Below are 26,718 nucleotides of genomic sequence, written 5' to 3' on the forward strand. Positions count from 1 at the left end.
TGACGGAGAGACGCACCCCGTGGTGCGTCCCGTCGGATTCGTACGTCCCCTGTAAAGGTGGAATGCGTGAAGGCCATTCGTCGATTCACCGTGCGCCCCGTCCTCCCCGACCCCCTTCAACCGCTCAGCGACCTCGCCCGCAATCTGCGCTGGTCCTGGCACACCGAGACCCGTGAGCTCTTCCAGGCCGTAGACCCCCAGGCGCGGCGGACGGCGGAGTGCGACCCCGTCCGGCTGCTCGGTGCCGTGTCCGCCGGACGACTCGCCGAGCTGGCCCGCGACCAGCAGTTCCTGCACCGGCTGGCCGAGGTCTCCGCCGACCTCCGGGACTACCTGGACGGGCCCAGGTGGTACCAGGAACAGCTGGCCCGGGGGGCCGGGCTGCCGGCCGCCATCGCCTATTTCTCGCCCGAGTTCGGCGTGACCGCCGCGCTGCCCCAGTACTCCGGCGGCCTCGGCATCCTCGCCGGCGACCATCTGAAGGCCGCCAGCGATCTGGGCGTACCGCTGATCGGGGTCGGTCTGCTCTACCGGCACGGATACTTCCGCCAGAGCCTGTCCCGCGACGGCTGGCAGCAGGAGCACTATCCCGTACTCGATCCGAACGAGCTCCCGCTCACTCTGATGCGCGAGGCCGACGGCACCCCCAGCCGGGTGGTGCTCGCGCTTCCCGGCGGCCGTTCGCTGCACGCCCACATCTGGCAGGCCCAGGTGGGGCGCGTACCGCTGCTGATGCTCGACTCCGGCGTGGAGGAGAACGCACCGGGCGAACGCGAGGTGACCGACCGGCTGTACGGCGGCGGCAGCGAGCACCGGCTGCTCCAGGAGATGCTCCTCGGCATCGGCGGCGTACGGGCCGTGCGGACGTACTGCCGCCTCACGGGGCATCCCACGCCGGAGGTGTTCCACACCAACGAGGGGCACGCCGGCTTCCTCGGACTCGAACGCATCCGTGAACTCTCCAGCACCGGGCTGGACTTCGACTCCGCGGTGGAGTCGGTGCGGGCCGGCACGGTCTTCACCACCCACACGCCCGTGCCCGCCGGGATCGACCGGTTCGACCGCGAGCTGGTGGCCCGGCACTTCGGCGACGACGGCGAGCTTCCGGGAGTGGGCGTCGAACGCATCCTGCAACTGGGCATGGAGACCTACCCCGGCGGCGAGCCCGAGCTCTTCAACATGGCGGTGATGGGTCTGCGGCTCGCCCAGCGGGCCAACGGGGTCTCGACCCTCCACGGCTCGGTCAGCCGGGAGATGTTCGCCGGGCTGTGGCCGGGCTTCGACGCGGCGGAGGTGCCGATCACCTCGGTGACCAACGGCGTCCACGCACCCACCTGGGTCGCGCCCGAGGTCCTCCGGCTGCGCAACCGGTACGGAGGCACCCCCGGACGCTGGGACTCCGCCGCCGAGATCCCGGACCGGGAGATCTGGGACCTGCGGCGGCACCTGCGCGGACAGCTGGTCGCCGAGGTGCGCCGGCGGCTCCACGCCTCCTGGCTCACCCGGGGCGCGGAACCGGCCGAACTCGGCTGGATCGACGGTGTGCTGGACCCGGACGTGCTGACGATCGGCTTCGCCCGGCGGGTGCCCTCGTACAAGCGGCTGACGCTGATGCTGCGCGACCGCGACCGGCTGCGGGAACTGCTGCTCCACCCGGACCGCCCGGTCCAGATCGTCGTCGCCGGCAAGGCCCACCCCGCCGACGACAGCGGAAAGCGGCTGGTCCGGGAGCTGGTGCGGTTCTCCGACGATCCCCGGGTGCGCCATCGCATCGTGTTCCTGCCGGACTACGGGATGGCCATGGCGCAGAAGCTCTACCCGGGCTGCGACGTCTGGCTCAACAACCCGCTGCGGCCTCTGGAGGCCTGTGGTACGAGCGGCATGAAGGCCGCGCTCAACGGGTGCCTCAACCTCTCGGTCCTGGACGGTTGGTGGGACGAGTGGTTCGAGCCGGACTTCGGATGGGCGATCCCCACGGCCGACGGTCTGGCCCTGGACGAGGACCGCCGTGACGATCTGGAGGCGGGTGCCCTCTACGAGCTGATCGAGGACCGGATCGCGCCGCGTTTCTACGACCGGGGCGGCGACGGGCTCCCCGAGCGCTGGATCGAGATGGTCCGCCGCACGGTGGGCACCCTCGGGCCCAAGGTCCTGGCCGGGCGGATGGTGTCCGAGTACGTGGAGCGGCTGTACGCGCCCGCCGCGCGCGCCCAGCGGGCACTGGACTCCGGCACCGCGCGGCAGCTCGCCGACTGGAAGGCCAGGGTCCGGGCCGCGTGGCCGCGGGTCGCCGTCGACCATGTGGAGGCCGTGGCACCGGACGCCGGGGGCGGCTCGGCCGAGCTGGGCTCGGCGCTGGTGGTGCGGGTCAGGATCGCCCTCGGGGTACTGGAGCCGGACGACGTGGAGGTGCAGGCGGTGGCCGGCCGGGTGGACGCGGCCGACGGGATCTCGGACGCCCAGGTCTTCCCGCTGAAACCCGCCGGAGGCCAGGACCTGGAGGGACGCTGGCTGTACGAGGGGCCGCTGGCCCTGGACCGCACCGGGCCGTACGGCTACACGGTGCGGGTGCTCCCCGCGCATCCGCTGCTGGCGACCGGCGCGGAACTCGGTCTGGTGGCACTGCCCGCGGAGACGATGGGCGACGGCGCGGGCCTGCTGATGCGCTGACGCACCGTCCGCTCGGCGCGCACAGGGAACCGCCCGGGAGGAGCGAGAGCTCCTCCCGGGCGGCTGGTGCCGGGTCGGACCCGGCTTGGGGTTCAGAAGGTCAGCTTGAAGCTGTTGATCTTGCCGGTGTCGCCGGAGTAGACGTCCTGGACCTTCAGCTTCCAGGTACCGTTCGCCGCCACCGCCGAGGCGTTGACCGTGTAGGTGGTCTTGACGTCGGCCGCCGAGTCGGAGATCGAGGAGTTCTTCAGCCGGTAGGTCGTCCCGTTCGGGGCGACGAGGTCGATGACCAGGTCACCGCGCCAGCTGTGGGTGATGTCCACGCCGACCTTGAGGGCGCTGGGCGCGTTGCCCGTGACGCCGGTGACGTTGACCGAGCTGGTGATGGCGGCGCCGCGGTCCGGGATGGCGACCGGGGTGCTGTTCTCGAAGACAGTGCCCGACGGGTCGGGGTCGGTGCCGCCACCGGACCGCGCACCGACGTTGATGCCGGCCCAGGCGTCGGCGACCGCCTTGTACTCGGTGCTGGTCGTGCCGTACAGCTCACCGGCGACGGCGAGGGTGCCGGTGCGGGCCGCCGCGTAGTTCGTCGTGGAGGTGAACTTGGTGGTGAGCGCCTTGAACCAGATCTGCGCGGCCTTGTCGCGGCCGATGCCGGTCACCGGCAGACCGTCGGAGGTCGGCGAGTCGTAGTTGACGCCGTTGATGGTCTTGGCGCCGCTGCCCTCGGAGAGCAGGTAGAAGAAGTGGTTCGCCGGACCCGAGGAGTAGTGGACGTCGACGTTGCCGATGCCCGAGTACCAGGCGTCCTTGGACGCGCCGTCCTTGCTCGGCTTGTCCATGTAGCGCAGCGGGCTGCCGTCGCCGTTGATGTCGATCTTCTCGCCGATGAGGTAGTCGCCCGGGTCCGAGGCGTTGTTGGCGTAGAACTCGACCGCGGTGGCCATGATGTCGCTGGTCGCCTCGTTGAGGCCACCGGACTCACCGCTGTACACCAGGCCCGCGGTCGCGGCGGTGACGCCGTGCGTCATCTCGTGCGCGGCCACGTCGAGGGCGGTCAGCGGGTTCGCGTTGCCGCTGCCGTCGCCGTACGTCATGCAGAAGCAACTGTCCTGCCAGAAGGCGTTGACGTAGTTGTTGCCGTAGTGGACGCGGGAGTACGCGCCGACGCCGTCGCCCCGGATGCCGGTGCGGCCGTGGACGTTCTTGTAGTAGTCCCAGGTCTCCGCGGCGCCGTAGTGGGCGTCCGCGGCGGCCGTCTCGGCGTTCGACGGGTTGCCGTTGCCCCACACGTCCGTGGAGTTGGTGAACAGCGTCCCGGTGCCGGAGGAGCCGTGGTTCAGGTTGTACGTCTTGTGGTTGCCGCGGCCGGTGTCGGTCAGCGTGTACGACGGCGCGGTGCCGAGGGTGACCTGGCCGCTGTACTCGGTGTTGCCGACGCCGTTCTCGATGCCCTGCCACTCGTACAGCTTCGCGCCGGTGGTGGCGTCGGTGATGACGTGCAGCTCGTTGGGGGTGCCGTCGTCCTGGAGCCCGCCGACGACGGTCTCGTAGGCCAGCTGCGGCTTGCCCTGCGCCATCCAGACCACCTTGCGGGGTGCCCGGTCGGCCTCGGTCTTCTTGGAGCCGTCGGCCTTGGCGAGGCCGAGCGCCTGCTTCTCGGCCACGGCGGGCGCGACGTCGGCCGTCGTGTCCACGGCCTTCAGCGTGTTGCTGCTGACGCTGGACGCCTTGGTGACGCCCTCGGTCGCCCCCGACTTGGACTCCTGGACGACCAGGTCGCCACCGAGCACCGGGAGTCCGGCGAGGGTGCGCTCGTAACGCGTGTGCGTGGTGCCGTCGTTGTCCTGGATGACGTCCCGGACGACGAGCTTCTCCTGCGAGCCGAGACCGAGCTCCTTGGCCGTGGCCGCCTTGGTCGCGTCGGCCTCACGGATCAGCTCGGCACGCTGGGACGGGGTGAGCTGCTTGGCCAGTGCACCGTGCTTGGCGCCGGCGGTCGCTGCCGCCGCGGTGGTGGTGCCGGGGGTGGCGGTGGCCGCACCGGTCTGGACGCCGACGGCGAGGAGGGCTGCTGCGGCTATCAGAGCGCCGGTCGCGGTGGCACGACGGCTGGGCGTGGATCTCACGCGGACTCCTTCTGCGAGGGGGGTACCGGCGGCAGGGCGTGCCGTCCGGGGAGAGCGAGAAGTGCGCAGAACGGGGTGAAGAGTGTCAGCCGGAGGACGGTCCTGTCAGGACCGCGTCAACAAGTTGGCCGGAAGTCGTCCGTTGCCGTAAAGGTCATGTTCGTTAAGCGGACGTTTCGCCGATCATCACCGCGATGCCGTCCAGCGTCCTTCGCAGGCCGAATTCGAAGAGTGGGTCCAGGTCGAGCTCGAACTCATCGTGTTCGAACAGAGAGTTGAGGAACGGGTAGGCGCCCCTGGCCGAGATGGCGTTGAGATGTGGCTCATTTCTTACCACCCTCTCCGCGTCGGACAGCCCGGTGTCCCGTCGCGCCTGTGCCTCCGGGCCGGCGGTCATGGCCCCTGTCCGGACATGGGCGAGCAGCGTGGGAGGGAGGTGCGGTGTCGTGTGCGGCGGCGGCCCCGTGCCCATGAGGGCGCGCGGCGCCCACTCCGTGTCCCTGGCGTGCGGGGATGCCGTCGGCCGGTGAAGGAGGCCGGGCCGGTGCCGTCCACGGAGGGCGCCCGTACACCGACCGGGGCCACCGGGCGGTCGGTTCCGGCCCCGGCCGTCAGTCACGGGGGTACGGCGGCGATGTGGAGCCTCGCGCCCTCCGTCGGCGTCGTGGTCGCCGCCCCGGCGGGCGGTGCGCCCGCCCGGCGGTCCGACCACGCATACGTCATGGGCGGCGGAACCAGGAACGGCGCCGCCCGGACCGGTCGGCGCCGTTGTCCGGCGCCGGGACAGCGCGGTGCGTTGCCCGCCGTGTCCGAGGCCGCGCGGCAGATGCTGTCGGGTGCGGTCGCGGTGGCGCGGCAGCTTCCGCACCATCTGCGGGACACGGTCCTGCGCCCGTGTTCCGGGTCTTCACCCACAGCGGGGCGACGGCCGCCCGGCGATGGCCGGTGCCGCCGCTCTCTCCGTCGTCCCGCTCCGGGGCACGGGTTCCGCATCGGCCGGGCGGACCGGGCGGCGACGACCGTGCCGAGGAGCGGCCACGGCCGCGAGGGAGCCCGCCGCCCCGGTCCGGGGCGGAGCGCGTCAGCGCGTGGTCAGTACCATCCGGAAGCGGGCGGCGCCGGACATCATCTTCCGGTACGCCTCGTCGACCGCGTCCAGCGGCACGATCTCGGTCATCGGGCGGATCCCGTGCAGAGCGCTGAACGCCAGGGTGTCCTGCACGTCCTGGGCGGTGCCCGACGGGTGGCCCCGGACGACCTTGCCGCTCATGATCAGCTGGGCCGGGCTGATCCCCAGCGGTTCGGGGTCCACGCCGATGACCACCAGCTCCCCACGCGGGGAGAGTCCCTCCACGGTCGCCGAGATCGCCTCGGAGTTGGCCGCGGTGGCCAGGACCGCCTTGGCGCCGCCGAGGGCCTGCAGCGCGTCCGCGACGGAGGTGTCCGCCGTGCTGTCGACGTAGTGGTGCGCGCCGAGTTCCCGGGCGAAGTCGGCCTTGGCGGCTCCGCGGGCGATGGCCACGGTCTCGAAGCCCATCGCGGCCGCGTACTGCACCCCCAGATGTCCGAGGCCGCCGATGCCGAGCACGGCGACCAGGTCACCCGGTCGGGCGGAGCTGCGCCGCAGCCCGTTGTACGTGGTCACCCCCGCGCAGGCCATGGGCGCCGCATCGGCCGCCGTCAGCGTGTCGGGGATCCGGGCCAGGGCGTCCACCGGTGCGATCACCGTCTCGGCGTAGCCGCCGTCGTACGCCCACCCGGGCACCTTCAGGTACCGGCACACGACGAAGTCGCCCTGCCGGCAGGGCGTGCAGTGGCCGCAGCTGCCGCCGAACCAGCCCACCGCCACCCGCTCGCCCACCTGCCAGGCGTTCTCCGCGCCCGCGCCGAGCTCCTCGATCCGCCCGGCGATCTCATGTCCGGGCACCACCGGAAACCGCACACCCGGGAGCCCGCCGCCCACGAAGAGCGCGTCGCTGTGGCAGACCCCGCAGGCCTCCACGGCCACCCGTACGTGGCCGGGGCCGGGCTGCGGCACCTCGCGTTCGACGATCTCGAACGGACCATCGGCGGTGGCGACCTGCGCGGTTCGATAGACGCTCATCTGGCTCTCTCCGGGATACGGGTGGACGGCTCCCCCCGGATCAGGAGACCAGCTCCGGCCCGATCACGCGCGCCGAGTGGCGCGGGTGAGCGGCCCGCCCGGCGCAACCGCCGGGACCGAGGCCCCCGCCCGGCCCCTCAGGCCAGGCTCTCCCGCCACGCCCGGTGCAGCCCCGCGAAGCGGCCCGTGCCGCCGATGAGTTCGGCCGGAACACCGTCCTCCACGATGCGCCCGTGCTCCATCACCAGGACCCGGTCCGCGATCTCCACCGTCGACAGGCGGTGGGCGATCACCACCGCGGTGCGGCCGTGCAGCACCGTGTCCATGGCCCGCTGCACCGCCCGTTCGCCGGGGATGTCCAGGGAACTCGTCGCCTCGTCGAGGATCAGGACGGCCGGGTTCGCCAGCAGGGCCCGTGCGAACGCGACCAGCTGGCGCTGACCGGCCGAGATCCGGCCGCCCCGCTTGCGTACGTCCGTGTCGTATCCCTCGGGCAGAGCGGCGATGAAGTCGTGCGCGCCGATCGCCTTGGCGGCCTGCTCGATCTCTTCACGGGTCGCGTCCGGGCTGCCGATCGCGATGTTCTCGGCGACTGTCCCGGAGAACAGGAACGCCTCCTGGGTCACCATGACCACACCCCGGCGCAGCTCGGGCACGGCCAGATCCCGCAGATCGGTCCCGTCCAGCAGCACCCGGCCGTCGGTCGGGTCGTAGAAGCGGGCCAGCAGCTTGGCGAGCGTCGACTTGCCCGCGCCCGTCGAACCGACCACGGCCACGGTCTGGCCGGCCGGCACCGTCAGGTCGAAGCGGGGCAGCACCTCGCCGCCCGTCCGGTAGGCGAAACGCACCGAGTCGAAGACGACCTCGCGGCCCGGGTGCTCACCCGTGAGCGCGGGCAGCTCCCGCGGATCCGACGTCTCGGGGACGGAAGGGGTCTGGGCCAGCAGACCCGCGATCTTCTCCAGCGAGGCCGCCGCCGACTGGTAGGAGTTGAGGAACATGCCGAGCCGGTCGATCGGGTCGTACAGCCGGCGCAGATAGAGCACGGCAGCGGCCAGCACACCGAGCGCCAGGGTGCCCGACGCCACGCGGTACGCGCCCCACAGCACGATCCCGGCGACCGCCGTGTTCGCGACCAGCCGGGAGCCGACGACATAGCGAGCCATCTCCAGCAGCGCGCCGCCGTTCGTCCACGCGTGTGTGCTGTTGAGGTCCTCGAAGTGCCGGTCGTTGATCCGCTCGCGGCGGAATGCCTGGACGGGACGGATGCCGTTCATCGACTCGGCGAACTTCACGATGACCGCGGCGATCGCCGTCGACCGCGCCGCGTACAGCGCCCCGGCCCGCCGCCGGTAGAGGTGTACCAGCCCCCACAGGGGAACGAACGAGAGCACCGCGACCGCGCCGAGGCCGAAGTCCAGCCAGAGCAGCATCAGCGAGATGGAGACGAAGGACAGGACGATGACGATCAGTTCCTGCAGCCCCTCGCTGAGCAGTTCCCGCAGCGACTCCACATCCGTGGTGGAGCGGGAGATCAGCCGGCCCGAGGTGTAGCGCTCATGGAAGTCCACGCTCAGCGCCTGTGCGTGGCGGAAGATCCGCCCGCGCAGATCGAGCAGCACGTCCTGGTTGATCCGGGCGGAGGCCAGGATGAACGCGTACTGCATGGCCCCCGCGGCCGCCGAGCACAGCGCGTACCCCACGGCCACCGCGATCAGCGGCCCGTAGTCCTTGTCCCGGAAGGCGGGCACACCGCTGTCGATGGCGTACGCGACGAGCAGCGGGCCCGCCTGTACCGCCATCTGCTGGATCAGCAGCAGCAGGGCGGACACCATCACCCGGCCCCGGTGCGGCCGGAGCAACGACATCAGCAGTGCGCGGGTCGCACCACGGGGCGTGGGCAGGTCGTCCCGGTCGAACCGGTCCCCGGCGCCGTCGGAGAGGGACGGGTCCTCGGGCGGCTTGCCCGCCTCGCGCCGGTCGGCGGGCCCGGTCGTCGTACTGGTCATCGGGTACGGCCCTTCTCGGCGGGGACGTCCGGCACGAGGCGGTCCTCGGCGGACGGGTCGGGGAAGGTGTCCTCGGCGAAGGCACCCTCCTGTGCGCTGGTGGCGCCCGCCATCAGCCAGGCGTACTCCGCACTGTCGCGCAGCAGTTCCTGATGGGTGCCGACGGCGGTGATCCGGCCCTCCGACAGCAGCGCCACCCGGTCCGCCAGCATCACGGTGGACGGACGGTGCGCCACGACGATCGCCGTCGTCTCCTCAAGCACCTGCCGCAGGGCGGCTTCCACCAGCGCCTCCGTGTGCACGTCGAGGGCGGAGAGCGGATCGTCGAGCACCAGGAAGCGTGGCCGGCCGACCACGGCGCGGGCCAGCGCGAGCCGCTGCCGCTGACCGCCCGAGAGGCTGAGCCCCTGCTCGCCGACCTGGGTGCCGATGCCCTCGGGCAGGTCGTGGACGAAGTCGGCCTGCGCGACCGCGAGCGCCCGCCGCAGCTCTTCCTCCCCGGCGCCCTCGGCGCCCATCAGCACGTTCTCCCCGACGCTCGCCGAGAAGAGCGTCGGCTCCTCGAACGCCACGGACACCAGCCCGCGCAGCTCCTCCCGGGGCAGGGTGGTGATGTCCCTGCCGTCCAGCGTGATCCGTCCCGCGGTGGCCTCGTGCAGCCGGGGCACGAGGGCGGTGAGCGTCGTCTTCCCGGAACCCGTGGCCCCGACCAGGGCCATGGTCTCGCCGGGGCGGATACGCAGATCGATCCCGGACAGGACGGGTTCGGAACCGGCCTCCGCGTCGGGGTAGCGGAACTCCACGCCCTCGAAGACCATCTCGCCGTGTCCCGACGCGTCCGCCGGAGCCCGGCCGCCGGCGGTGGCCGTGTCGTCCTCCTCGGCCACATCCATCACTTCGAAGAACCGCTCGGTCGCCGTCGCCGACTCCTGGCTCATCGCCAGCAGGAAGCCGATCGACTCGATCGGCCACCGCAGCGCGAGAGCCGTGGAGAGGAAGGCGACCAGGGTGCCCGCCGAGAGTCCGCCGTCCGCGACCTGGACCGTGCCGAGGACCAGCGCCGCCCCGATGGCCAGCTCCGGGATCGTGGTGATGGCGGCCCAGATGCCCGCGAGGAGGCGCGCCTTGCCCAGCTCCGTGCTCCGAAGCCGCTGCGCGAGGGCACGGAACGCGAGGGCCTGGCTGCGGTGCCGGCCGAAGCCCTTGATGATGCGGATGCCGAGCACGCTCTCTTCGACGACCGTCGTCAGATCACCGACCTGGTCCTGCGCCTGGCGCGCCACGACCGAGTACTTCGTCTCGAAGACCGCGCAGATGACCACCAACGGCACCACCGGGGCGAGCAGCACCAGCCCCAGCGTCCACTGCTGCATCAGCAGAATGATGAAACCGACCAGGATCGTCGTGCCGTTGACCAGCAGGAACGTCAGCGGAAAGGCCAGGAACATGCGCAGCAGCATCAGGTCCGTGGTGCCGCGTGACAGCAACTGCCCCGACGGCCAGCGGTCGTGGAACGCCACCGGCAGCCGTTGCAGATGCCGGTACAGGTCGGCCCGCATCGCCGCTTCGACCCCCGCCAGCGGCCGGGCCACCAGCCACCGCCGTATCCCGAAGAGCAGGGCCTCGGCGATGCCCAGCAGCAGCAGGTACAGCGCGCCCAGCCAGACACCCCCCGGATCACGGTCCGCCACCGGGCCGTCGACGATCCACTTCAGTACGAGAGGGATCACCAGGCCGATACAGGAGGCGACTATCGCGACCAGCGCGGCGCCGGACATGCGGTTCCGCACCGGCTTCACATAGGGCCACAGCCGCAACAGCGAGCGTGCGGTGGACCGTTCCTTGGGCTCTGCATCTTTTTCGGGCATCACAGGCGAGACTACGGTTCACCACTGACATCGCTCATGTGGATATTCGGCCGTCCGGCGGTGCCGGTCCCCGGACCGCGTCCCGCGGGACCCGCAGGTCGTACCCCCGTATCAACCGATCGGCCGATGTCCGTTCGAGCGCGATGGACGATGGTGCGCCGGGCCCCGCGACACGATGCTCGTGGGCATGGCAATCATCGAAGTGAGCGGGGTGCGCAAGGCCTACGCCGGGCGCCCCGCCGTGGACGGAGTGAGCTTCGCCGTCGACGAGGGGGAGATCTTCGGGATCCTCGGACCCAACGGGGCGGGCAAGACCACCACCGTCGAGTGCGTCGAGGGGCTGCGGGTTCCCGACGCCGGAACGGTCCGCGTCGCCGGTCTCGACCCCGTCGCCGACCATGACCGGGTCACCCGGCTGCTCGGCGCGCAGCTCCAGGAGAGCGAGCTCCAGCCCAAGCTGACCGTGGCCGAGGCCCTGGAGCTGTACAGCGCCTTCTACCCGGAGCCCGCCGACTGGCGCGCGCTGGCCGAACGGCTCGGACTGCACACCAAGTACCGCACCAGGTTCGCCCAACTGTCCGGCGGTCAGAAGCAGCGCCTGTCCATCGCGCTCGCCCTGGTCGGCAACCCGAAGGTCGTGGTCCTGGACGAGCTGACCACGGGTCTGGACCCGCGGGCCCGCCGGGACACCTGGCAGCTGATCGAGGACGTGCGCGACAGCGGTGTGACGGTCCTTCTGGTCACCCACTTCATGGAAGAGGCCAGCCGGCTCTGCGACCGCGTCGCCGTGATCGACAAGGGCAAGGTCGTCGCTCTCGACACCCCGTCCGGCCTGATCAACCAGGCCGGCAGCGCCACCGCCATCTCGTTCACACCCTCACAGCCGCTCGACGACACCGAGCTCGGTCTGCTCCCCGGGGCGGCCTCCGTCGAGCAGAAGGACGGCCGGGTCGTCATTCACGGCACCGACGAGACGGTCAACGCCGTGATCTCGCTGCTGGCCCGCCACCGCATCACCGCACACCGGCTCCGCGTCTCCGAGGCGACGCTGGACGACGCCTTCCTCGACCTCACAGAAACGGTGGCCTGACGATGACCACGGCGAACCCGGCCACGGCGACGGACACAGCGACCCCATGGGCGGCGGTGCTCAGGACCGAGACGCGGCTCTTCCTCCGCGAACCCGGCGCTCTGTTCTGGATCCTCGTCTTCCCGACCGCGCTGCTGACGGTCCTCGGCCTGATTCCGTCCTTCCGGGACCCCGACGAGGCGCTCGGCGGCCGCCGCGTCATCGATCTGTACGTACCGGTGTCGGTGCTGCTCGCCGTGATCATGGCCGGGATCGGGGCCATGCCGCCCGTCCTCACCGGCTACCGTGAGCGCGGGATCCTGCGCCGGATGTCGGCCACTCCGGTGCCGCCGTCCGCCCTGCTCACCGCGCAGATCGCCCTGCACGGCGCCGGGGCCCTCGGCTCCGCCGCGCTGGTGATGACCGTCGGCCGCGCCGTCTTCGGCGTGAGGCTGCCCGGACAGCCCTTCGGCTACGTCCTGGCGCTGCTCCTGGCGACGGCGAGCGTCCTCAGCCTCGGCGCACTGCTGTGTGCGCTCTCCCGCACCACCAAGGCATCCTCCGCCATCAGCACGGTCGCCAACTTCGTGATGATGTTCACCGCCGGGGTCTGGATCCCGGTGCAGGCCATGCCCGACGCCCTCCGGCGCATCGTCGAGGCCACCCCGTTCGGCGCGGCCTCCCAGGCCCTGGACCGGGCGGCGTCCGGCGGCTGGCCCGGCTGGGTACAGCTGGGCGTCATGGCACTGTGGACGGCCGTGGTGACCGGGCTGGCGACCCGGCTGTTCCGTTGGGAGTGACCGTTGCGGGGGAGACTTCGCCCATGAACGTGGGGGACATGACAGAGGCGGGCACGACCGGAGCGACGACGGCCGCGCAGTGGTGGGAACGGCTCTTCCGGTACGGGCCGTACGGTCTGCTCGGCCTGGGCACCGCGGTCGCGGTGCTGACCGTCGACGTCCTCATGTCCCGCTCGGACGTGTACGCCGCGACGGTGCTGGTTCCGTTGGTGCTCGTCCTCCAGTTCTGGTGGGGGCGGGTCAGGACGCGTGTTCTCCCGAAGTCGCGGGCGGCGCAGTTCTACTTCGTCGCCCGCACCTTGCTCGCCTTCGGACTGACCTGGTGCAACTCGTTCTTCTCCATGTTCGCGGTACTCAGCTACTTCGACGCGAGCCGACTGCTCCCCCGACGGGCCGTGCGCGCCGGGCTGCTGGCCACCGCCGTCATCATGGCGGGCTCGCAGTGCGGCAGCGGCCTTCCGCCGGCCGGCCTGATGAACTGGGTCGCCTTCGGCATTCTTCTCGCCCTGCACGGGACCATCACCATGGTCTTCTCCCAGATCGATGACCGGGAGGCCGAGCACGCGCGCACCCAGGTCGACACCATCGCCGCACTGGAGTCCGCCAACGCCCGCCTCGAACAGGCCATGGCGGAGAACGCCGGCCTGCACGCCCAACTCCTCGTCCAGGCCCGCGAAGCGGGCGTCGCCGACGAGCGGCGCAGGCTCGCCGCCGAGATCCACGACACGCTCGCGCAGGGCCTGACCGGCATCATCGCCCAGCTCCAGGTGGTGACCTCGGTCGCCGACACCGACCCGGTACGGGCCCGGCAGCACCTCGACCGCGCCGCCGCGCTGGCCCGGCACAGCCTGGGCGAGGCGCGCCGCTCGGTGCACGATCTGGTCCCCGCGGCACTGGAACACGACGACCTGCCGGGCGCGCTGAAGAAGACGGTCGCCGGCTGGGGAGAACGCCACGGGGTCCGGGCCGAGTTCACCGTCACCGGTACCGTCGAGCCGCTCCACGACGAGATAGCCGCCACCCTGCTCCGCATCGCCGAGGAGGCCCTGGCCAACGCCGGCCGCCATGCCGGGGCCTCGCGGGTCGGCATCACCCTCTCCTTCATGGGCGACGAACTCACCCTGGACGTACGGGACGACGGCCGCGGCTTCGACCCGGCCGCCCTCCCGCCGTACAGTGGCGCGGGCGGTTTCGGGCTCGGCGGCATGCGGGCCCGCGCCGAACGCGTCGCGGGCACCGTCGAGGTGGAGACGGAGCCCGGCGGCGGCACGGCGGTCTGCGCCCGGGTGCCACTGGTTCAGCACAGCCGATGACCAGTACGGTTGGCCTGCCATGGCTGAGGATTCCGCACGCGTCATCACGCTCGTCGTCGTCGACGACCACCCCGTCGTACGGGACGGTCTGCGCGGCATGTTCGATTCGGCCCCGGGGTTCCAGGTTCTCGGGGAGGCACCGAACGGGGTGGTGGGTGTCGACCTCGTGGCCCGGCTCGACCCCGATGTCGTCCTGATGGACCTGCGGATGCCGGGTGGCGGCGGAGTCGCCGCCATCGCCGAACTGACCCGGCGCGGCGCCCGGTCCAAGGTGCTCGTCCTCACCACGTACGACACCGACTCCGACACCCTGCCCGCGATCGAGGCCGGTGCGACCGGCTATCTGCTCAAGGACGCCCCGCGTGACGAGTTGTTCAACGCCGTCCGGGCCGCCGCCGACGGCCGCACCGTCCTCTCGCCCGCCGTCGCCTCCCGCCTCGTCTCGCGGGTGCGCACCCCGGTGGCCCCGGGCAACGAGCCGCTGTCCGCCCGTGAGCGCGAGGTGCTCGCACTCGTCGCGAAGGGCACCTCGAACCGCGCGATAGCCGCCGAGCTGTTCATCAGCGAGGCCACGGTGAAGACCCATCTCACCCACATCTTCGCCAAGCTGGGCGCCAAGGACCGGGCCGCCGCCGTCGCGGTCGGCTACGACCGCGGCATCCTCGGCCGACCCCGCTCCCGGCCGCTCACTCCCTGACCCTCAGCAGCAGCACCGATCGCTCCGGCACGGTCAGTGTCCCGCCGCCGGGGTGGACGGTGCCGGGGGCCGCCTCCTGGTCCTCCCGCGAGGTGTCCAGGACGAGTTCGTAGCTCTGCGCCCAGGGCGGCCCGGGGAGCAGGAAGTCGCTCGGCCGGTGGTCCGCGTGCAGGATCGCCAGAAAGCTGTCGTCCGTGACCGCTTCGCCCCGCGCGTCCCGGCCGGGGATGTCGCGTCCGGAGAGATAGAGCCCGAGCGTGGCCGCCGGGGCGTACCAGTCCTGCTCCGTCATCTCCGCGCCCTGCCGGGTGAACCACGCCAGGTCCCGCAGCCCGTCCGCCGCCTGCGCCCGCCCGGAGAAGAAGGCGCGACGGCGCAGCACCGGGTGGCCGTGGCGCAGGGTGAGCACTCGTGAGGTCAGCTCGGTCAGCGCCCGCCACTCGGGCTGTTCGAGCAGGGACCAGTCCACCCAGCCCACCTCGTTGTCCTGGCAGTAGGCGTTGTTGTTGCCGCCCTGCGTACGGCCCATCTCGTCGCCCGCGACCAGCATCGGCACCCCGGTGGACAGCAGCAGCGTGGTGAGCAGGTTGCGCAGCTGGCGGCGGCGCAGCGCGTTGACGCCGGGGTCGTCGCTCTCGCCCTCGGCGCCGCAGTTCCAGGACCGGTTGTCCGAGGTGCCGTCCCGGTTGCCCTCGCCGTTGGCCTCGTTGTGCTTCTGCTCGTAGCTGACCAGATCGCGCAGGGTGAAGCCGTCGTGCGCGGTGACGAAGTTGACCGAGGCGTACGGGCGCCTGCCGCCCCAGGCGTACAGATCGCTGGATCCGGTCAGCCGGTAGCCGAGGTCCCGTACGTCGGGCAGGGCGCCGCGCCAGAAGTCCCGCACGGCGTCCCGGTAGTGGTCGTTCCACTCGGTCCACAGCGGGGGGAAGGCGCCCACCTGGTAGCCCCCGTTGCCGACGTCCCACGGCTCGGCGATCAGCTTCACCCGGCGCAGCACCGGGTCCTGGGCGATCACCGCGAGGAACGGGGAGAGCATGTCCACGTCGTGCATCGAACGGGCCAGCGCCGCCGCCAGATCGAAGCGGAATCCGTCGACGCCCATCTCCGTGACCCAGTAGCGCAGCGAGTCCGTGATCAGCCGCAGGACGTGCGGCTGGACCACGTGCAGGGTGTTGCCGCAGCCGGTGTAGTCCGCGTATCTGCGGGCGTCGGACTGGAGGCGGTAGTAGCCACGGTTGTCGATGCCGCGCAGTGACAGCATCGGACCCAGCTCGCTCGCCTCCGCGGTGTGGTTGTAGACCACGTCGAGGATCACCTCGATCCCGGCGTCGTGCAGGGCCCGCACCATCCGCTTGAATTCGCCGACCTGCTGGCCCGCGGTCCCGCTGGCGGAGTAGTCGGCGTGCGGGGCGAAGTAGCCGATGGAGTTGTAGCCCCAGTAGTTGCGCAGGCCATGCCGGAGCAGATGGTCCTCGTGGGCGAACTGATGCACCGGCAGCAGCTCCACCGCCGTCACACCGAGCCGGAGCAGATGGTCGAGGGCGGCCGGATGGGCGAGACCGGCGTAGGTGCCCCGCAGTTCCTCCGGGATTCCGGGGTGCAGCCTGGTGAAGCCGCGCACATGGAGCTCGTAGATGACGGAGTCCGCCCACGGGGTCTTGGGGCGGCGGTCCTCCGCCCAGTCTTCGTCGTCGTGGACGACGACCCCCTTCGGCACGTACGGAGCGGAGTCCCGCTCGTCGCGCACGGTGTCCGCGACCTGCTGGTGCGGCCAGTCCCTCACATGGCCGTACACCTCGGCCGGGAGGGTGAACGAGCCGTCCACGGCGCGGGCGTACGGATCGAGGAGCAGTTTCGCCGCGTTCCACCGGGCACCGGTCCAGGGGTCCCAGCGGCCGTGCACCCGGTAGCCGTACCGCCGGCCCGGCCGTACGCCCGGCACGAAGCCGTGCCAGATCTCATGCGTCAGCTCGGTCAGCGCAAGGCGCGTCTCGCTTCCCTCCTCGTCGAAGAGGCAGAGCTCGACGGCCTCCGCGCCGCCCGCCCAGAGCGCGAAATTGGTGCCCGCCACTCCGTCGGGGCCCACCCGGAAGCGGGCTCCGAGCGGCATCGGCGTGCCGGGCCACACGGTGGGCGGACGCCCCGTCACGGCCTTTCGCGCGCGCTCCCGCACGGGCGCCGGCTCCGTCTCCCGCACTGCTTCCCGCACTGCTTCCCGCATTGCTTCCTGCTCGGCTGCGCTCGACACCTGCTCGCCTCCCGCGGCTCGTGGGGACCCGCACCGAAGAGGAGCGCGCGGCGTCCCGGCCGCGGCTCCCCCAGTGTGGTCCTCCCCTCTGTTCTGCCCACACCCGCGCCCGCACTCACGTTTCCCCCGACCGGCCCCCGTCGTTGGGGGGACGTGAACCACGTAGCGAAGAGGGCGGTGGCGAACGCGGCCACCGTGCCGACATGGGCAGGACTGCTCGCCGTGCTGGCTCTGCTGAGCGGCTGCACCGGCACCGGAACCGTCTTCAGCGGGAAGGCGCGCTCCCCGCAGGACGCGATCCGGATCGTCCCGCGGGACGGGGCGAGCAACGTCGGCCCCGACGACCGGATGGAGGTGCAGGTCCCGGACGGGCGGCTGGAGAGCGTCAGGGTGACGCGGATCGAGGACGCGCAGAACCAGGAGCTACCGGGCCGGATCGCGCACGACGGCCGCTCCTGGACGCCGCGGGGAAAGTCGGGCCGGCTCGGGCTCGCCGCCAAGTACCGCGTCGACGCGGTCGCCCTGGACGGCGCCGGACACCGCTCGGCCCGCCACACCACCTTCACCACGGCCGTCCCCGAACACCGCTTCATCGGCTACTTCACACCGGAGAACCGGTCCACGGTCGGCACCGGAATGATTGTCTCCTTCAACTTCAACCGCCCGGTCAGGAATCGCCCGGCTGTGCAGCGCGCCATCCGGGTGACCGCGGATCCGGCGGTCGAGGTGGTGGGGCACTGGTTCGGCGACAGCCGCCTCGACTTCCGCCCCGCCGCCTACTGGGAGCCGGGCACCGAGGTCACCGTCAAGGTGGGGCTGCGCGATGTGGAGGGCGCGCCGCACGTGTACGGCTCCCAGGACAAGACGGTTGCCTTCGAGGTGGGCCGTTCCCAGATCTCCCGGGTGGACGCGGCCGCCCACACCATGGAGGTGCGCCGCGACGGCCGGCTCCTGACCACGGTCCCGATCACGGCGGGCTACCCGGGCATGGAGACGTACAACGGCAAGATGGTGGTCAGCGAGATGTACGACGTGACCCGGATGGACGGCCGGACCGTCGGCTTCGGCGGCGAGTACGACATCAAGGACGTCCCGCACGCCCTCCGGCTCACCGATTCCGGCACCTTCCTGCACGGCAACTACTGGTCGGACGACGACATCTTCGGCTCGGCCAACGTCAGCCACGGCTGCGTGGGGCTGCGCGACGTGCAGGGCGGCGACGGCGACACCCCGGCCGGCTGGTTCTTCGACCGGACACTCATCGGCGATGTGGTCGAGGTCGTCAACTCCAAGGACAAGCAGGTCGCACCGGACAACGGGCTCGGGGGCTGGAACCTGAGCTGGACCCGGTGGAAGGCAGGCTCCGCCCTGCGCTGAGGCCCCGTCGGACCGGCCGGGGCCCGTCCGGCGCACGAGGACGGACCCCCGCCCGGTCCCGCGGCACCCCGTACCCCGTGTCACCCGGCGAAGTCCAGGACAACTTGGGACTGAACGGTGACATCCGCGGGGTCAACTCCTCAGGGTCGGTGTGATTATCTTTCGCTGAGCGCGCACGTGCAGCGCGCGGGGGCGGGAACCTGCGGGTTCCCAGGGCCTTGGCGGGGCCGGGCCGTGTGAGGGGAGACGAGCACATTGAACGGGCAGCCGATATCGGGGACATCGGCCGGGGCGGACAGCGGGCGGCGCGGGCGTGGGGCCACCGGAACGCTGGCTCTGGCACTGGGTGCGCTGCTGTTTCTGGTGACGGCGTGCGGCGGGGGAGACGCCGGTGACGCGGGCAAGGGCGGCGGGAAGGCCGAGGACACCACCGCCTCGCAGGCCGTGGTGACCATCGCGCCGAAGGACGGCGCGGACTCCGTGGCCACCAGCGGGGCCCTGAAGATCTCGGCCGCGCAGGGGAAGCTGACCACGGTCAAGGTCGTCGGCCCCAAGGGCGCCGAGGTCGAGGGGAAGATCGCGGCGGACGGTGCGAGCTGGACGCCGGACCAGCATCTGGCCGCCGCGACCAAGTACAGCGTCCACGCCATCGCCAAGGACGCGAAGGGCCGTGAGTCGGCGAAGGACACCAGCTTCACGACGCTGGTCCCGCAGAACACCTTCATCGGGCAGTACACCCCGGAGGACGGCTCCACGGTCGGTGTGGGCATGCCCGTGTCGATCCACTTCACCCGGGGCATCACCGACCCGGCCGCGGTCGAGGAGGCCATCAAGGTGACGGCCGAGCCGTCCGTGCCGATCGAGGGCCACTGGTTCGGCAACGACCGGCTCGACTTCCGCCCCGACGCGTACTGGGCCGCCGGTACCAAGGTGACCGTGAAGCTCAACCTCGACGGCGTCGAGGGACGCCCCGGTGTCTACGGCAAGCAGGCCAAGACGGTCTCCTTCACCATCGGCCGCAGCCAGGTCAGCACCGTCGACGCGAGCACGCACCGGATGAAGGTCGTCCGCGACGGCAAGCAGATCAAGGACATCCCGATCTCGGCGGGCGCCCCGGCGACCACCACGTACAACGGTCAGATGGTCATCAGCGAGAAGCTCAAGGTGACCCGGATGAACGGTGACACGGTGGGCTTCGGCGGCGAGTACGACATCAAGGACGTGCCGCACGCGATGCGCCTGTCCACCTCGGGGACCTTCATCCACGGCAACTACTGGGGCGGCTCCGGTGTCTTCGGCTCGGCCAACACCAGCCACGGCTGTGTCGGTCTCCAGGACGTGCGCGGCGCGTGGAGCAAGCAGACCTCGGCGGCCTGGTTCTTCGACAACTCGCTCATCGGCGACGTGGTGGTCGTGAAGAACTCGAAGGACCGGACGATCCAGCCGGACAACGGCCTCAACGGCTGGAACATGTCCTGGTCGGAGTGGACCAAGTAGCTCCCGTCGTACGGAAACACGAGCGGGCCCGGTGCTGTGACCGACAGCACCGGGCCCGCTGGCATGAGCCCCGGTTAACCTGCCTCTCATGACCGCAACCCTCGAAGTACGCGACGGCGTCGGCACGATCCTGCTGGACCGCCCGCCCATGAACGCCCTGGACGTCGCCACCCAGGACCGGCTGCGTGAACTCGCCGAGGAGGCCACCGGGCGCGACGACGTCCGCGCCGTGGTCCTCTACGGCGGCGAGAAGGTGTTCGCGGCGGGCGCGGACATCAAGGAGATGCAGGCGATGGACCACACGGCGATGGTCGTACGGTCCAAGGCGCTGCAGGACTCCTTCACCGCGGTGGCCCGGATCCCCAAGCCCGTCGTCGCCGCAGTCACCGGCTACGCGCTGGGCGGCGGCTGCGAGCTGGCGCTCTGCGCCGACTACCGGATCGCCGCCGACAACGCCCGGCTGGGCCAGCCCGAGATCCTGCTCGGGCTGATCCCCGGCGCGGGCGGCACCCAGCGCCTCGCCCGGCTGATCGGCCCCTCCCGGGCCAAGGACCTGATCTTCACCGGTCGCCATGTGAAGGCGGAGGAGGCACTGTCGATCGGTCTGGTGGACCGCGTGGTGCCCGCCGCCGAGGTGTACGAGCGGGCGCACGCCTGGGCCGCCGGGCTGGCGAAGGGGCCGGCCCTCGCGCTGCGCGCCGCCAAGGAATCCGTCGACGCGGGGCTGGAGACGGACATCGACACCGGGCTCACGATCGAGAGGAATTGGTTCGCGGGTCTGTTCGCCACCGAGGACCGGGAGCGCGGAATGCGCAGTTTTGTGGAAGAGGGGCCGGGCAAGGCCAAATTCCTCTGACCGAACGACAGTTGGGCACAGGATGACGCGGGTTCATCCGTGCGGGCGGATTGGCCGGACCTCAAGGGACCCTGAGGTCCGGCTGTCCGAAGGGGCCGACAAACTCGTCTGGACGCGATATCCGTGCAGGTCAGCATGGGTGTGAGGGGTCGCATTCTGCCACTGGCATATGCCTATCGACCTCTGCGGAATGATGCATTCCGGGGTGTGGATTCCCTCGGAACGGCCCCGGAGCACCCGCCTTGCGGCCATGATGGTGTGCATGGCGGGCCTGGAGGGTGTGGAGCAGCCGCGACCGCGCAGCGGCGCGACGGCGGCGCGGTGGATGACGGCCGTCGAGGACGAACAGGCGTTCAAGGCGCTGGAGTTGTTCGGGAATCCGGCGGAGGGCGAGGTCCGGCTGCCGTCCCGTCCGGAGTCCGCGGCCACCGCCCGGCGGCTCACCTCGTGCGTGGTGCTGCGTCAGTGGGCGCTCTCTCCGCAGACCGCCGAATACGCCGTGCTGCTCGTCTCGGAGCTCGTCGGCAACGCCGTGCGGCACACCGGCGCCCGGGTCTTCGGGCTACGGATGCTGCGCCGTCGTGGCTGGATCAGGATCGAGGTGCGCGACCCCTCGCGCGGGCTGCCCTGCCTGATGCCCGTCCAGGCGATGGACGTCAGCGGGCGCGGGCTGTTCCTCGTCGACAAGCTCTCCGACCGGTGGGGCGTGGATCTGCTGCCGCGCGGCAAGACCACGTGGTTCGAGATGCGGATCTCCGACCGCTGACCCCGGCGGGCCCGGATCGTACGCACAGAAGCCCCCGGTCCGCCATGGTGGGGCGCTTCGGGGGCCGCTGTGTGGGGGCCGTGAAATGGGGGGTGTGTTCACGGCCGCTTGTGACGACCGGGCTCGGGTCGGTGCGGTCGTGTGACCGACTATGGCAGATGGGCGACCTTGCCGCCAAAGGTGCAAACAGGGCATTAGTGGACATCATGGGGCGTTTTTCAGGTGAATCACAGGTGTGATGGGTCACTTGCCTGGAAAAGCATGAATATTTATGGGATTCGGCGAATGATTCATTCGCGTCACCTGTAAGTCCCCAATAATATCCTCTGACTGTTTCGTGCCTACTGTTCTGCACATGAACGCCTCCGACAGACCGGTGCACCGCCGCAGCGCCCTGCGCGCCGGAGCGGGGGCCGCCCTCGCCGGTGTCCTCACTGCCGGATGCGCGGACCACGGCGACGCCACCGTGTCGGCCGGGAACGCCTCGACCGCCGCGAGCCCGCAGAGCTCCGCCACCGCGTCCACCGGGAACCCCGCGCCCGCCCCGCGCCGCCTTCCCGGACAGCCGGCCCAGATCGACCACGGCCCCCGCGACCGCGCCCGCGTCGCCCTCACCTTCCACGGCCAGGGCGACCCCGCCATCGCCCGGACCGTGCTCGCCGAGGTCGAACGGGCCCACGCCCGGATCACCGTCCTCGCCGTCGGCAGCTGGCTCGACGAACACCCCGAGATGGCCCGCCGCATCCTCGACGGCGGGCACGACCTCGGCAACCACACCCAGCACCACGTCGACATCTCCTCGATGGGCGAGACCGAGGCGTACGCGGAGATCACCGGCTGCGCCCAGCGGCTGCGCCGGCTCACCGGCTCCATCGGCACCTGGTTCCGGCCCTCGCGCGCCAGGTACGCCACCCCGCTCGTCCAGCGGCTCGCCGCCGCGGCGGGCTACCCGCACGTCCTCTCGTACGACGTGGACTCCCTCGACTTCACCTCTCCCGGCGCCGCGGCCGTCACCCGCAAGGTGGCCGGGGAGATCCGCAACGGATCGGTGGTGAGCCTGCACTTCGGCTACGCGGACACGGTCGCCGCCCTGCCTCTCCTCCTCACCGAAATCGACCGCCGCCGACTGCGCGCGGTGACGACCACGGAGCTGCTGACCTGATGCCTTCCTCCACCAAGCACACCGCGGCCCTGCTCGGGGGCGTCCTCCTCGCGGTACTCACCGGTTGTGGCTCCCCCGCCGAGAAGGGGAACGTCGAGGCCGTCGGCAGCGGGGCCGCCCTCCCTCCCGGCAGGGCGGAGGGCCTCACCCCGCCGGGGCTGCCCGGCATGCCACCGGTGCTCGACACCAAGGACGTCTACGCGGCCGACCGGCCGGGGAAGTTCTCCCCGGCCGTCAAGGGCTTCCCGTCCCGGGTGTACGTCCCCAACACCAACTCCGACACGGTCTCGGTGATCGACCCCACGACCTACAAGGTCATCAAGACCATCAAGGTCGGCCGCCAGCCGCAGCACGTCGTTCCGTCCTGGGACCTGAAGACCCTCTGGGTCAACAACGACATCGGTGACAGCCTCACGGCCATCGATCCCGCCACCGGGAAGAAGGGCCGCACGGTACCCGTCTCCGACCCGTACAACCTCTACTTCACCCCCGACGGCAAATACGCCGTGGTGATGGCCTCGATGGATCGTCAACTGGTCTTCCGCGACGCCCACACCATGAAGACCGTCAAGGCCGTGCCGGTCACATGCGGGGGAGTCAACCACGCCGACTTCTCGACGGACGGCCGGTACTTCATCGTCTCGTGCGAGTTCTCCGGTGAACTCCTCAAGGTCGACACGGCGAAGATGGAGGTCGTCGCCCAGCAGAAACTGCCGTTCGGCGGCGCGATGCCGCAGGACGTGAAGCTGTCACCCGACGGCGGCACGTTCTACATCGCGGACATGGTCGCGAACGGGATGTGGGTCCTGGACGGCAAGAATTTCACCACCCCGAAACTGCTGCCCACCGGCAAGGGCGCCCACGGCCTCTACGTCAGCCGTGACTCCAAGGAGATGTACATCTCCAACCGGGGCGAGGGCACCATCTCCGTCTTCGACTTCGCCCAGCGCAAGCTGGTGAAGAAGTGGCACCTGCCGCACGGCGGCAGCCCGGACATGGGCGGAGTCTCCGCGGACGGCAAGGTCCTCTGGCTGAGCGGCCGTTACAACTCCGAGGTGTACGCGATCGACACCGCCACCGGCAAACAGCTCGCCCGGATCCCGGTGGGCAGCGGCCCGCACGGACTCGCCGTCTACCCGCAGCCGGGCCGGTACTCGCTGGGCCACACCGGCGTCTTCCGCTGAACCCGCACGCCCCCGGGGTACGTGCGCCCACCCGGAGCCGCACCGCCGGGACCGTTCACCTCGCGACCCACAGGGCCTCCGAGCCCACCGGCCGGTAGCCCGCCGTCTGGAACGTCCGCACACTGCGGGCGTTCCCGGGCGACTGCTGGGCCCACACCACCGAGTCCGGCACCAGATGCCGGGCCGCCCGCGCCAGCCGCTCGCCCAGGCGACGGCCGCGCGCCTCCTCGGCCACCTCGATCGCCGTCTCCCAGCGCCCCGCGACGCCCCGGCCGAGGATCACCACACTGCCGTCGGCGGACCAGACCCGCACCTCGTCGCGGTACTTCATCGCCCGTGCCACCCGCGGATGGTCCGGGTCCTCGATCTCGCGCAGCGCGATCTCCGGCTCGCCCGGCAGCGCGTCCGCGACCGTGAGCAGATCGATGGTGTTCATGTGCCGGCCGCTCCGGGCCAACAGCGCGCTCAGGAAGTACGGATTCATCGTCGCGGCGAGCGGGTCGCCGGGGGTGGCGGCCAGGACGGCCCGCACCCACTCCGGATCCTCGTCGGTGAACACCACCGAGTGCGCGGTGAACGCCAGCACGCCCGCGTCCCGTGCGTTGGACTGCCCCACCACGGTCGTGGCCCCGTCCGCGGGCGGAAACCGTCCGTGCCCCGCGGCGGTCAGGATCCGTACCAGCGTGTCGTCCATCGGCGTTCCACTCCCCGGGCCATGTCGCGGCCCGCCGGGTGGCGGACCCCCACCCATGATCGACGACCGGCCGCCGCGACCGCCATCCGTCGGGCCCGTTAATCTGACCCCCGTCAGTCAGACACTGGTCGGACTCCGGCCAGGCATGGGTGAGGCATCACGAAGGGGCGGAACTGTGGCGGACATCGAGTCGGCGCGTAAGGCATTCGAGCGGTTCGATCTGAACGGCGACGGGCTCATATCGGCCGCCGAGTACAAGAGCGTGATGGCTCAGCTCGGCGACCCGTACGTCACCGAGCCGGTGGCCCAGGCCGTCATCAACTCGCACGACGCCAACGGCGACGGGCTGCTCACGTTCGACGAGTTCTGGGCGGCGCAGAACAAGGACTGACGGCCGGGAGGACCCCGGCCCGCAGGCCGGGGGCCGCCGAACCGCCGCCTCCGGTCACGGCGACCCGGATACGGCGGGCGCCGGCCGGCGCGGCGGTGTACGGGATGCGGCGGAAGACCGCGACACCCCGCTCCGGCGTGCCGCACCGCCCCCCCGTCAGGCGGCGAAGAACCGTGACAGCGACTCCCGCCGGTCGATCTCCATCAGATCGGGGCGGGTGTAGCGCTCCGCGCGGGCGTGGTAGTCGAAGTCGCCCCTGACCAGCCCGCGGTAGTCCCGTACGCACCGCTCCAGCGCGGCCCGGCTCGGGCCGTGGATCCCGGCCGCCGCTATTTCCTCGATCAGTTCCTTCTCGGCGCGCCGGACCCGTTCCGCTATCTCCGCGAGCTGCGCTCCGGCCTCGTCGACCGCCTCCTGGACAGTTGATCCGTGGTCGCGCTGAATGAGGCGTACCGCATTGTGCTCGTAGCCGAGCAATGCCTCCTTCTCGAAGGAGCAGATGTCGTTGCAGAGCCCCGAATGATCGGTTACGGCGTTGCGCAGGGCGATATAGGCGGGAAGGCTGCGGGCGGATTCCGGAAGGTCGATTCCGGCGGTGATCTCATGCAGGTCCAGGAAGGGCTGCATGGCCACTGAATCCCGCCGGTGCTTCACGAATTCGGCCCTGGTCGGAACCTGCCCGGCGGCCCGCTCCACGGCCTCGGCGTAGTAGGTCCACAGCCAGGCGACCGTGTCCCGCCGGAACTGCCGGATCCAGCGCGTCGGGCGGTCCACGTACGTCCGGGCCCGGAGTCCCGCGAGTGCGTGCTCCATGGCGCCGTGCGGCGGTGCGCCGTCCAGCACGGCCACCAGCCGGTCGATCGCCGCCTCGCACATGCGCGGATCACGTCCGGCGGGTCCGTCGTCGAACTCGTCATCGACGAGGAAGGCCCAGAAGAGCCACTGGCAGAAGAGATCGAGATGCTGCTGCGAGGCAGTGGGGAACATGAGCGATATCCAGAGTTCCGGCCTTGTCCGGATCATCTTCTTGCGGGCCACCGGAGAGAGCGTGAGGCCATTGTTCTCGGCCCATTCCCATGCGGCCTTCCTGGTCTCCTCGATGCCGGGATTGCACCCGGTGCTCGGGAACGGCATATGAAACGCTGGCAGCGCGATCTGGCTCATTGATGCCCCTCGTCGAAACGATGCGGATGAATGATACGAACGTCGAGCTGATCGAATTCACGCGTCGAAGCCATGACGCACGGGGAGACGGGCCGCCCGTTCCCGCCCAGAGACTCACCGCACGAGTCGAGGCGGTCATCCCTGCTCACTCTCCTCCGCCGGGGTCGGGGCATCGGGGCCGGGCTCGCGGGCCCGCGGTGGCGAACGCCCTTGGCACTGGACGGAGGCATCACCATGCGTGACCCCCAGTCAACCCCGAGTGGGCGGGAGAGGGAAGTCATGGGTGACCGAAAATGCGTGGTCGCCAGGGAGGCGTGAACAACTGCGAGCAGCCGACGACCACTTGGGACGATCAACGCATCAACTGTGCGGACGTCCGCGGAACTCGTCGATTTTGCGCCGTTCCGGAGCGGCCCTCGCGACGCCCCGGGCGGGGCCGAGGAGCCCCCTGGCCCGGGGGCCGCTTCACATCGGGCTCAGGGGTCCTTCAGATGGCGCATCAGCCGCTCGAAGTCCTGCCAAAACCCCGGCAGGTCCGACGGGTCGCCCGGTAGCGGGTAGTTCGTGCTCCCCGATCCGTGCGAGGAATTCCTCGGGGAGTTCTACGTGGTGTGTGCGGACGTAGTGTGCGACATCCCGTGAGTTCCCCTGGGACCCGCTGAGTACCTGACCCCGTGGCCAGGTGGTTCTTCCTCCTTGGGGTGCACTGTGGCCTTGTGA

At 70.9% G+C, this 26,718-nt stretch carries 20 protein-coding genes; 12 read left to right on the forward strand and 8 right to left on the reverse strand.

What is annotated here, in order from left to right; all coding sequences use genetic code 11:
- The first annotated feature begins 66 nt into the window (after window positions 1-66).
- Window positions 67-2,670, forward strand: coding sequence for an alpha-glucan family phosphorylase (gene glgP, locus ACZ68L_RS15065; protein WP_469577223.1), 2,604 nt, complete (start codon window positions 67-69; stop codon window positions 2,668-2,670).
- A gap of 92 nt (window positions 2,671-2,762) precedes the next feature.
- Here glgP and ACZ68L_RS15070 read toward each other — a convergent pair whose 3' ends face one another.
- From ACZ68L_RS15070 to ACZ68L_RS15090, 5 genes are all read right to left on the reverse strand, one after another.
- Window positions 2,763-4,799, reverse strand: a complete 2,037-nt coding sequence (locus ACZ68L_RS15070) for a M4 family metallopeptidase (RefSeq protein ID WP_469577224.1) — start codon at window positions 4,797-4,799, stop codon at window positions 2,763-2,765.
- Window positions 4,800-4,962: 163 nt separating this feature from the next.
- On the reverse strand, window positions 4,963-5,196 hold the full coding sequence (locus ACZ68L_RS15075) for a TetR/AcrR family transcriptional regulator C-terminal domain-containing protein (protein ID WP_469577225.1): 234 nt from the start codon (window positions 5,194-5,196) through the stop codon (window positions 4,963-4,965).
- Between the two features lie 684 nt (window positions 5,197-5,880).
- A complete protein-coding gene (locus ACZ68L_RS15080; protein WP_469577226.1) occupies window positions 5,881-6,903 on the reverse strand; it encodes an alcohol dehydrogenase in 1,023 nt (340 codons plus the stop codon).
- Between the two features lie 137 nt (window positions 6,904-7,040).
- Window positions 7,041-8,912, reverse strand: coding sequence for an ABC transporter ATP-binding protein (locus ACZ68L_RS15085; RefSeq protein ID WP_469577227.1), 1,872 nt, complete (start codon window positions 8,910-8,912; stop codon window positions 7,041-7,043).
- Window positions 8,909-10,780 (reverse strand): ABC transporter ATP-binding protein, encoded by a 1,872-nt coding sequence (locus ACZ68L_RS15090; protein WP_469577228.1) that lies wholly within the window; start codon window positions 10,778-10,780, stop codon window positions 8,909-8,911. The genes ACZ68L_RS15085 and ACZ68L_RS15090 overlap by 4 nt, the downstream gene beginning before the upstream one ends.
- A 187-nt stretch (window positions 10,781-10,967) precedes the next feature.
- Between ACZ68L_RS15090 and ACZ68L_RS15095 the strand changes: the two genes are divergently transcribed.
- From ACZ68L_RS15095 to ACZ68L_RS15110, 4 genes are read left to right on the forward strand one after another with little or no spacing between them, the layout of a single operon-like run.
- Window positions 10,968-11,870 (forward strand): ABC transporter ATP-binding protein, encoded by a 903-nt coding sequence (locus ACZ68L_RS15095; protein ID WP_469577229.1) that lies wholly within the window; start codon window positions 10,968-10,970, stop codon window positions 11,868-11,870.
- A 2-nt stretch (window positions 11,871-11,872) separates the two neighbouring features.
- Window positions 11,873-12,649, forward strand: coding sequence for an ABC transporter permease (locus ACZ68L_RS15100; protein WP_469577230.1), 777 nt, complete (start codon window positions 11,873-11,875; stop codon window positions 12,647-12,649).
- A gap of 23 nt (window positions 12,650-12,672) precedes the next feature.
- Window positions 12,673-13,962 (forward strand): sensor histidine kinase, encoded by a 1,290-nt coding sequence (locus ACZ68L_RS15105; RefSeq protein ID WP_469577231.1) that lies wholly within the window; start codon window positions 12,673-12,675, stop codon window positions 13,960-13,962.
- Window positions 13,963-13,981: 19 nt separating this feature from the next.
- Window positions 13,982-14,659, forward strand: a complete 678-nt coding sequence (locus ACZ68L_RS15110) for a response regulator (RefSeq protein ID WP_469577232.1) — start codon at window positions 13,982-13,984, stop codon at window positions 14,657-14,659.
- On the opposite strand, the gene glgX is transcribed toward ACZ68L_RS15110, so the two are convergent.
- Window positions 14,649-16,907 carry a glycogen debranching protein GlgX gene (gene glgX / locus ACZ68L_RS15115; protein ID WP_469577233.1) on the reverse strand — a complete coding sequence of 753 codons (2,259 nt, stop codon included), beginning with the start codon at window positions 16,905-16,907 and terminating at the stop codon, window positions 14,649-14,651. The two genes, ACZ68L_RS15110 and glgX, sit on opposite strands and share 11 nt — an antisense overlap.
- A 153-nt stretch (window positions 16,908-17,060) precedes the next feature.
- Between glgX and ACZ68L_RS15120 the strand changes: the two genes are divergently transcribed.
- From ACZ68L_RS15120 to ACZ68L_RS15145, 6 genes are all read left to right on the forward strand, one after another.
- Window positions 17,061-18,284: a L,D-transpeptidase gene (locus tag ACZ68L_RS15120; RefSeq protein WP_469577234.1), complete on the forward strand. Its 1,224-nt coding sequence runs from the start codon at window positions 17,061-17,063 to the stop codon at window positions 18,282-18,284.
- Between the two features lie 255 nt (window positions 18,285-18,539).
- Window positions 18,540-19,781, forward strand: a complete 1,242-nt coding sequence (locus ACZ68L_RS15125) for a L,D-transpeptidase (RefSeq protein WP_469577235.1) — start codon at window positions 18,540-18,542, stop codon at window positions 19,779-19,781.
- Window positions 19,782-19,869: 88 nt separating this feature from the next.
- Window positions 19,870-20,637, forward strand: coding sequence for an enoyl-CoA hydratase/isomerase family protein (locus tag ACZ68L_RS15130; RefSeq protein ID WP_469577236.1), 768 nt, complete (start codon window positions 19,870-19,872; stop codon window positions 20,635-20,637).
- Between the two features lie 250 nt (window positions 20,638-20,887).
- Window positions 20,888-21,403: an ATP-binding protein gene (locus tag ACZ68L_RS15135; RefSeq protein WP_469577237.1), complete on the forward strand. Its 516-nt coding sequence runs from the start codon at window positions 20,888-20,890 to the stop codon at window positions 21,401-21,403.
- Window positions 21,404-21,758: 355 nt separating this feature from the next.
- The gene (locus ACZ68L_RS15140; protein WP_469577239.1) at window positions 21,759-22,565 is read left to right on the forward strand and encodes a polysaccharide deacetylase family protein; all 807 of its coding nucleotides are present in this window, start codon (window positions 21,759-21,761) and stop codon (window positions 22,563-22,565) included.
- Window positions 22,565-23,749 (forward strand): YVTN family beta-propeller repeat protein, encoded by a 1,185-nt coding sequence (locus ACZ68L_RS15145; protein ID WP_469577240.1) that lies wholly within the window; start codon window positions 22,565-22,567, stop codon window positions 23,747-23,749. Before ACZ68L_RS15140 ends, ACZ68L_RS15145 begins: the two co-directional genes overlap by 1 nt.
- A 55-nt stretch (window positions 23,750-23,804) precedes the next feature.
- Here ACZ68L_RS15145 and ACZ68L_RS15150 read toward each other — a convergent pair whose 3' ends face one another.
- Entirely contained in the window at window positions 23,805-24,443 is a 639-nt protein-coding gene (locus tag ACZ68L_RS15150) for a GNAT family N-acetyltransferase (protein WP_469577241.1), read from the reverse strand.
- Window positions 24,444-24,618: 175 nt separating this feature from the next.
- Here ACZ68L_RS15150 and ACZ68L_RS15155 point away from each other — a divergent pair, with 175 nt between their 5' ends.
- On the forward strand, window positions 24,619-24,834 hold the full coding sequence (locus tag ACZ68L_RS15155) for an EF-hand domain-containing protein (RefSeq protein WP_329815025.1): 216 nt from the start codon (window positions 24,619-24,621) through the stop codon (window positions 24,832-24,834).
- Between the two features lie 156 nt (window positions 24,835-24,990).
- On the opposite strand, the gene ACZ68L_RS15160 is transcribed toward ACZ68L_RS15155, so the two are convergent.
- Entirely contained in the window at window positions 24,991-25,998 is a 1,008-nt protein-coding gene (locus tag ACZ68L_RS15160) for a terpene synthase family protein (RefSeq protein ID WP_469577242.1), read from the reverse strand.
- Window positions 25,999-26,718: the final 720 nt, after the last annotated feature.

It is taken from the genome of Streptomyces sp. NPDC104309 (genome assembly GCF_055584025.1).

Bases quoted from the DNA above. Each gene is read 5' to 3' on its own strand.
- ACZ68L_RS15075 (WP_469577225.1), bottom strand. From the start codon at position 5,196: ATGACCGCCGGCCCGGAGGCACAGGCGCGACGGGACACCGGGCTGTCC.
- ACZ68L_RS15080 (WP_469577226.1), bottom strand. From the start codon at position 6,903: ATGAGCGTCTATCGAACCGCGCAGGTCGCCACCGCCGATGGTCCGTTC.
- ACZ68L_RS15085 (WP_469577227.1), bottom strand. From the start codon at position 8,912: ATGACCAGTACGACGACCGGGCCCGCCGACCGGCGCGAGGCGGGCAAG.
- ACZ68L_RS15090 (WP_469577228.1), bottom strand. From the start codon at position 10,780: ATGCCCGAAAAAGATGCAGAGCCCAAGGAACGGTCCACCGCACGCTCG.
- ACZ68L_RS15095 (WP_469577229.1), top strand. From the start codon at position 10,968: ATGGCAATCATCGAAGTGAGCGGGGTGCGCAAGGCCTACGCCGGGCGC.
- ACZ68L_RS15100 (WP_469577230.1), top strand. From the start codon at position 11,873: ATGACCACGGCGAACCCGGCCACGGCGACGGACACAGCGACCCCATGG.
- ACZ68L_RS15105 (WP_469577231.1), top strand. From the start codon at position 12,673: ATGAACGTGGGGGACATGACAGAGGCGGGCACGACCGGAGCGACGACG.
- ACZ68L_RS15110 (WP_469577232.1), top strand. From the start codon at position 13,982: ATGGCTGAGGATTCCGCACGCGTCATCACGCTCGTCGTCGTCGACGAC.
- ACZ68L_RS15130 (WP_469577236.1), top strand. From the start codon at position 19,870: ATGACCGCAACCCTCGAAGTACGCGACGGCGTCGGCACGATCCTGCTG.
- ACZ68L_RS15135 (WP_469577237.1), top strand. From the start codon at position 20,888: ATGATGGTGTGCATGGCGGGCCTGGAGGGTGTGGAGCAGCCGCGACCG.
- ACZ68L_RS15140 (WP_469577239.1), top strand. From the start codon at position 21,759: ATGAACGCCTCCGACAGACCGGTGCACCGCCGCAGCGCCCTGCGCGCC.
- ACZ68L_RS15145 (WP_469577240.1), top strand. From the start codon at position 22,565: ATGCCTTCCTCCACCAAGCACACCGCGGCCCTGCTCGGGGGCGTCCTC.
- ACZ68L_RS15150 (WP_469577241.1), bottom strand. From the start codon at position 24,443: ATGGACGACACGCTGGTACGGATCCTGACCGCCGCGGGGCACGGACGG.
- ACZ68L_RS15160 (WP_469577242.1), bottom strand. From the start codon at position 25,998: ATGAGCCAGATCGCGCTGCCAGCGTTTCATATGCCGTTCCCGAGCACC.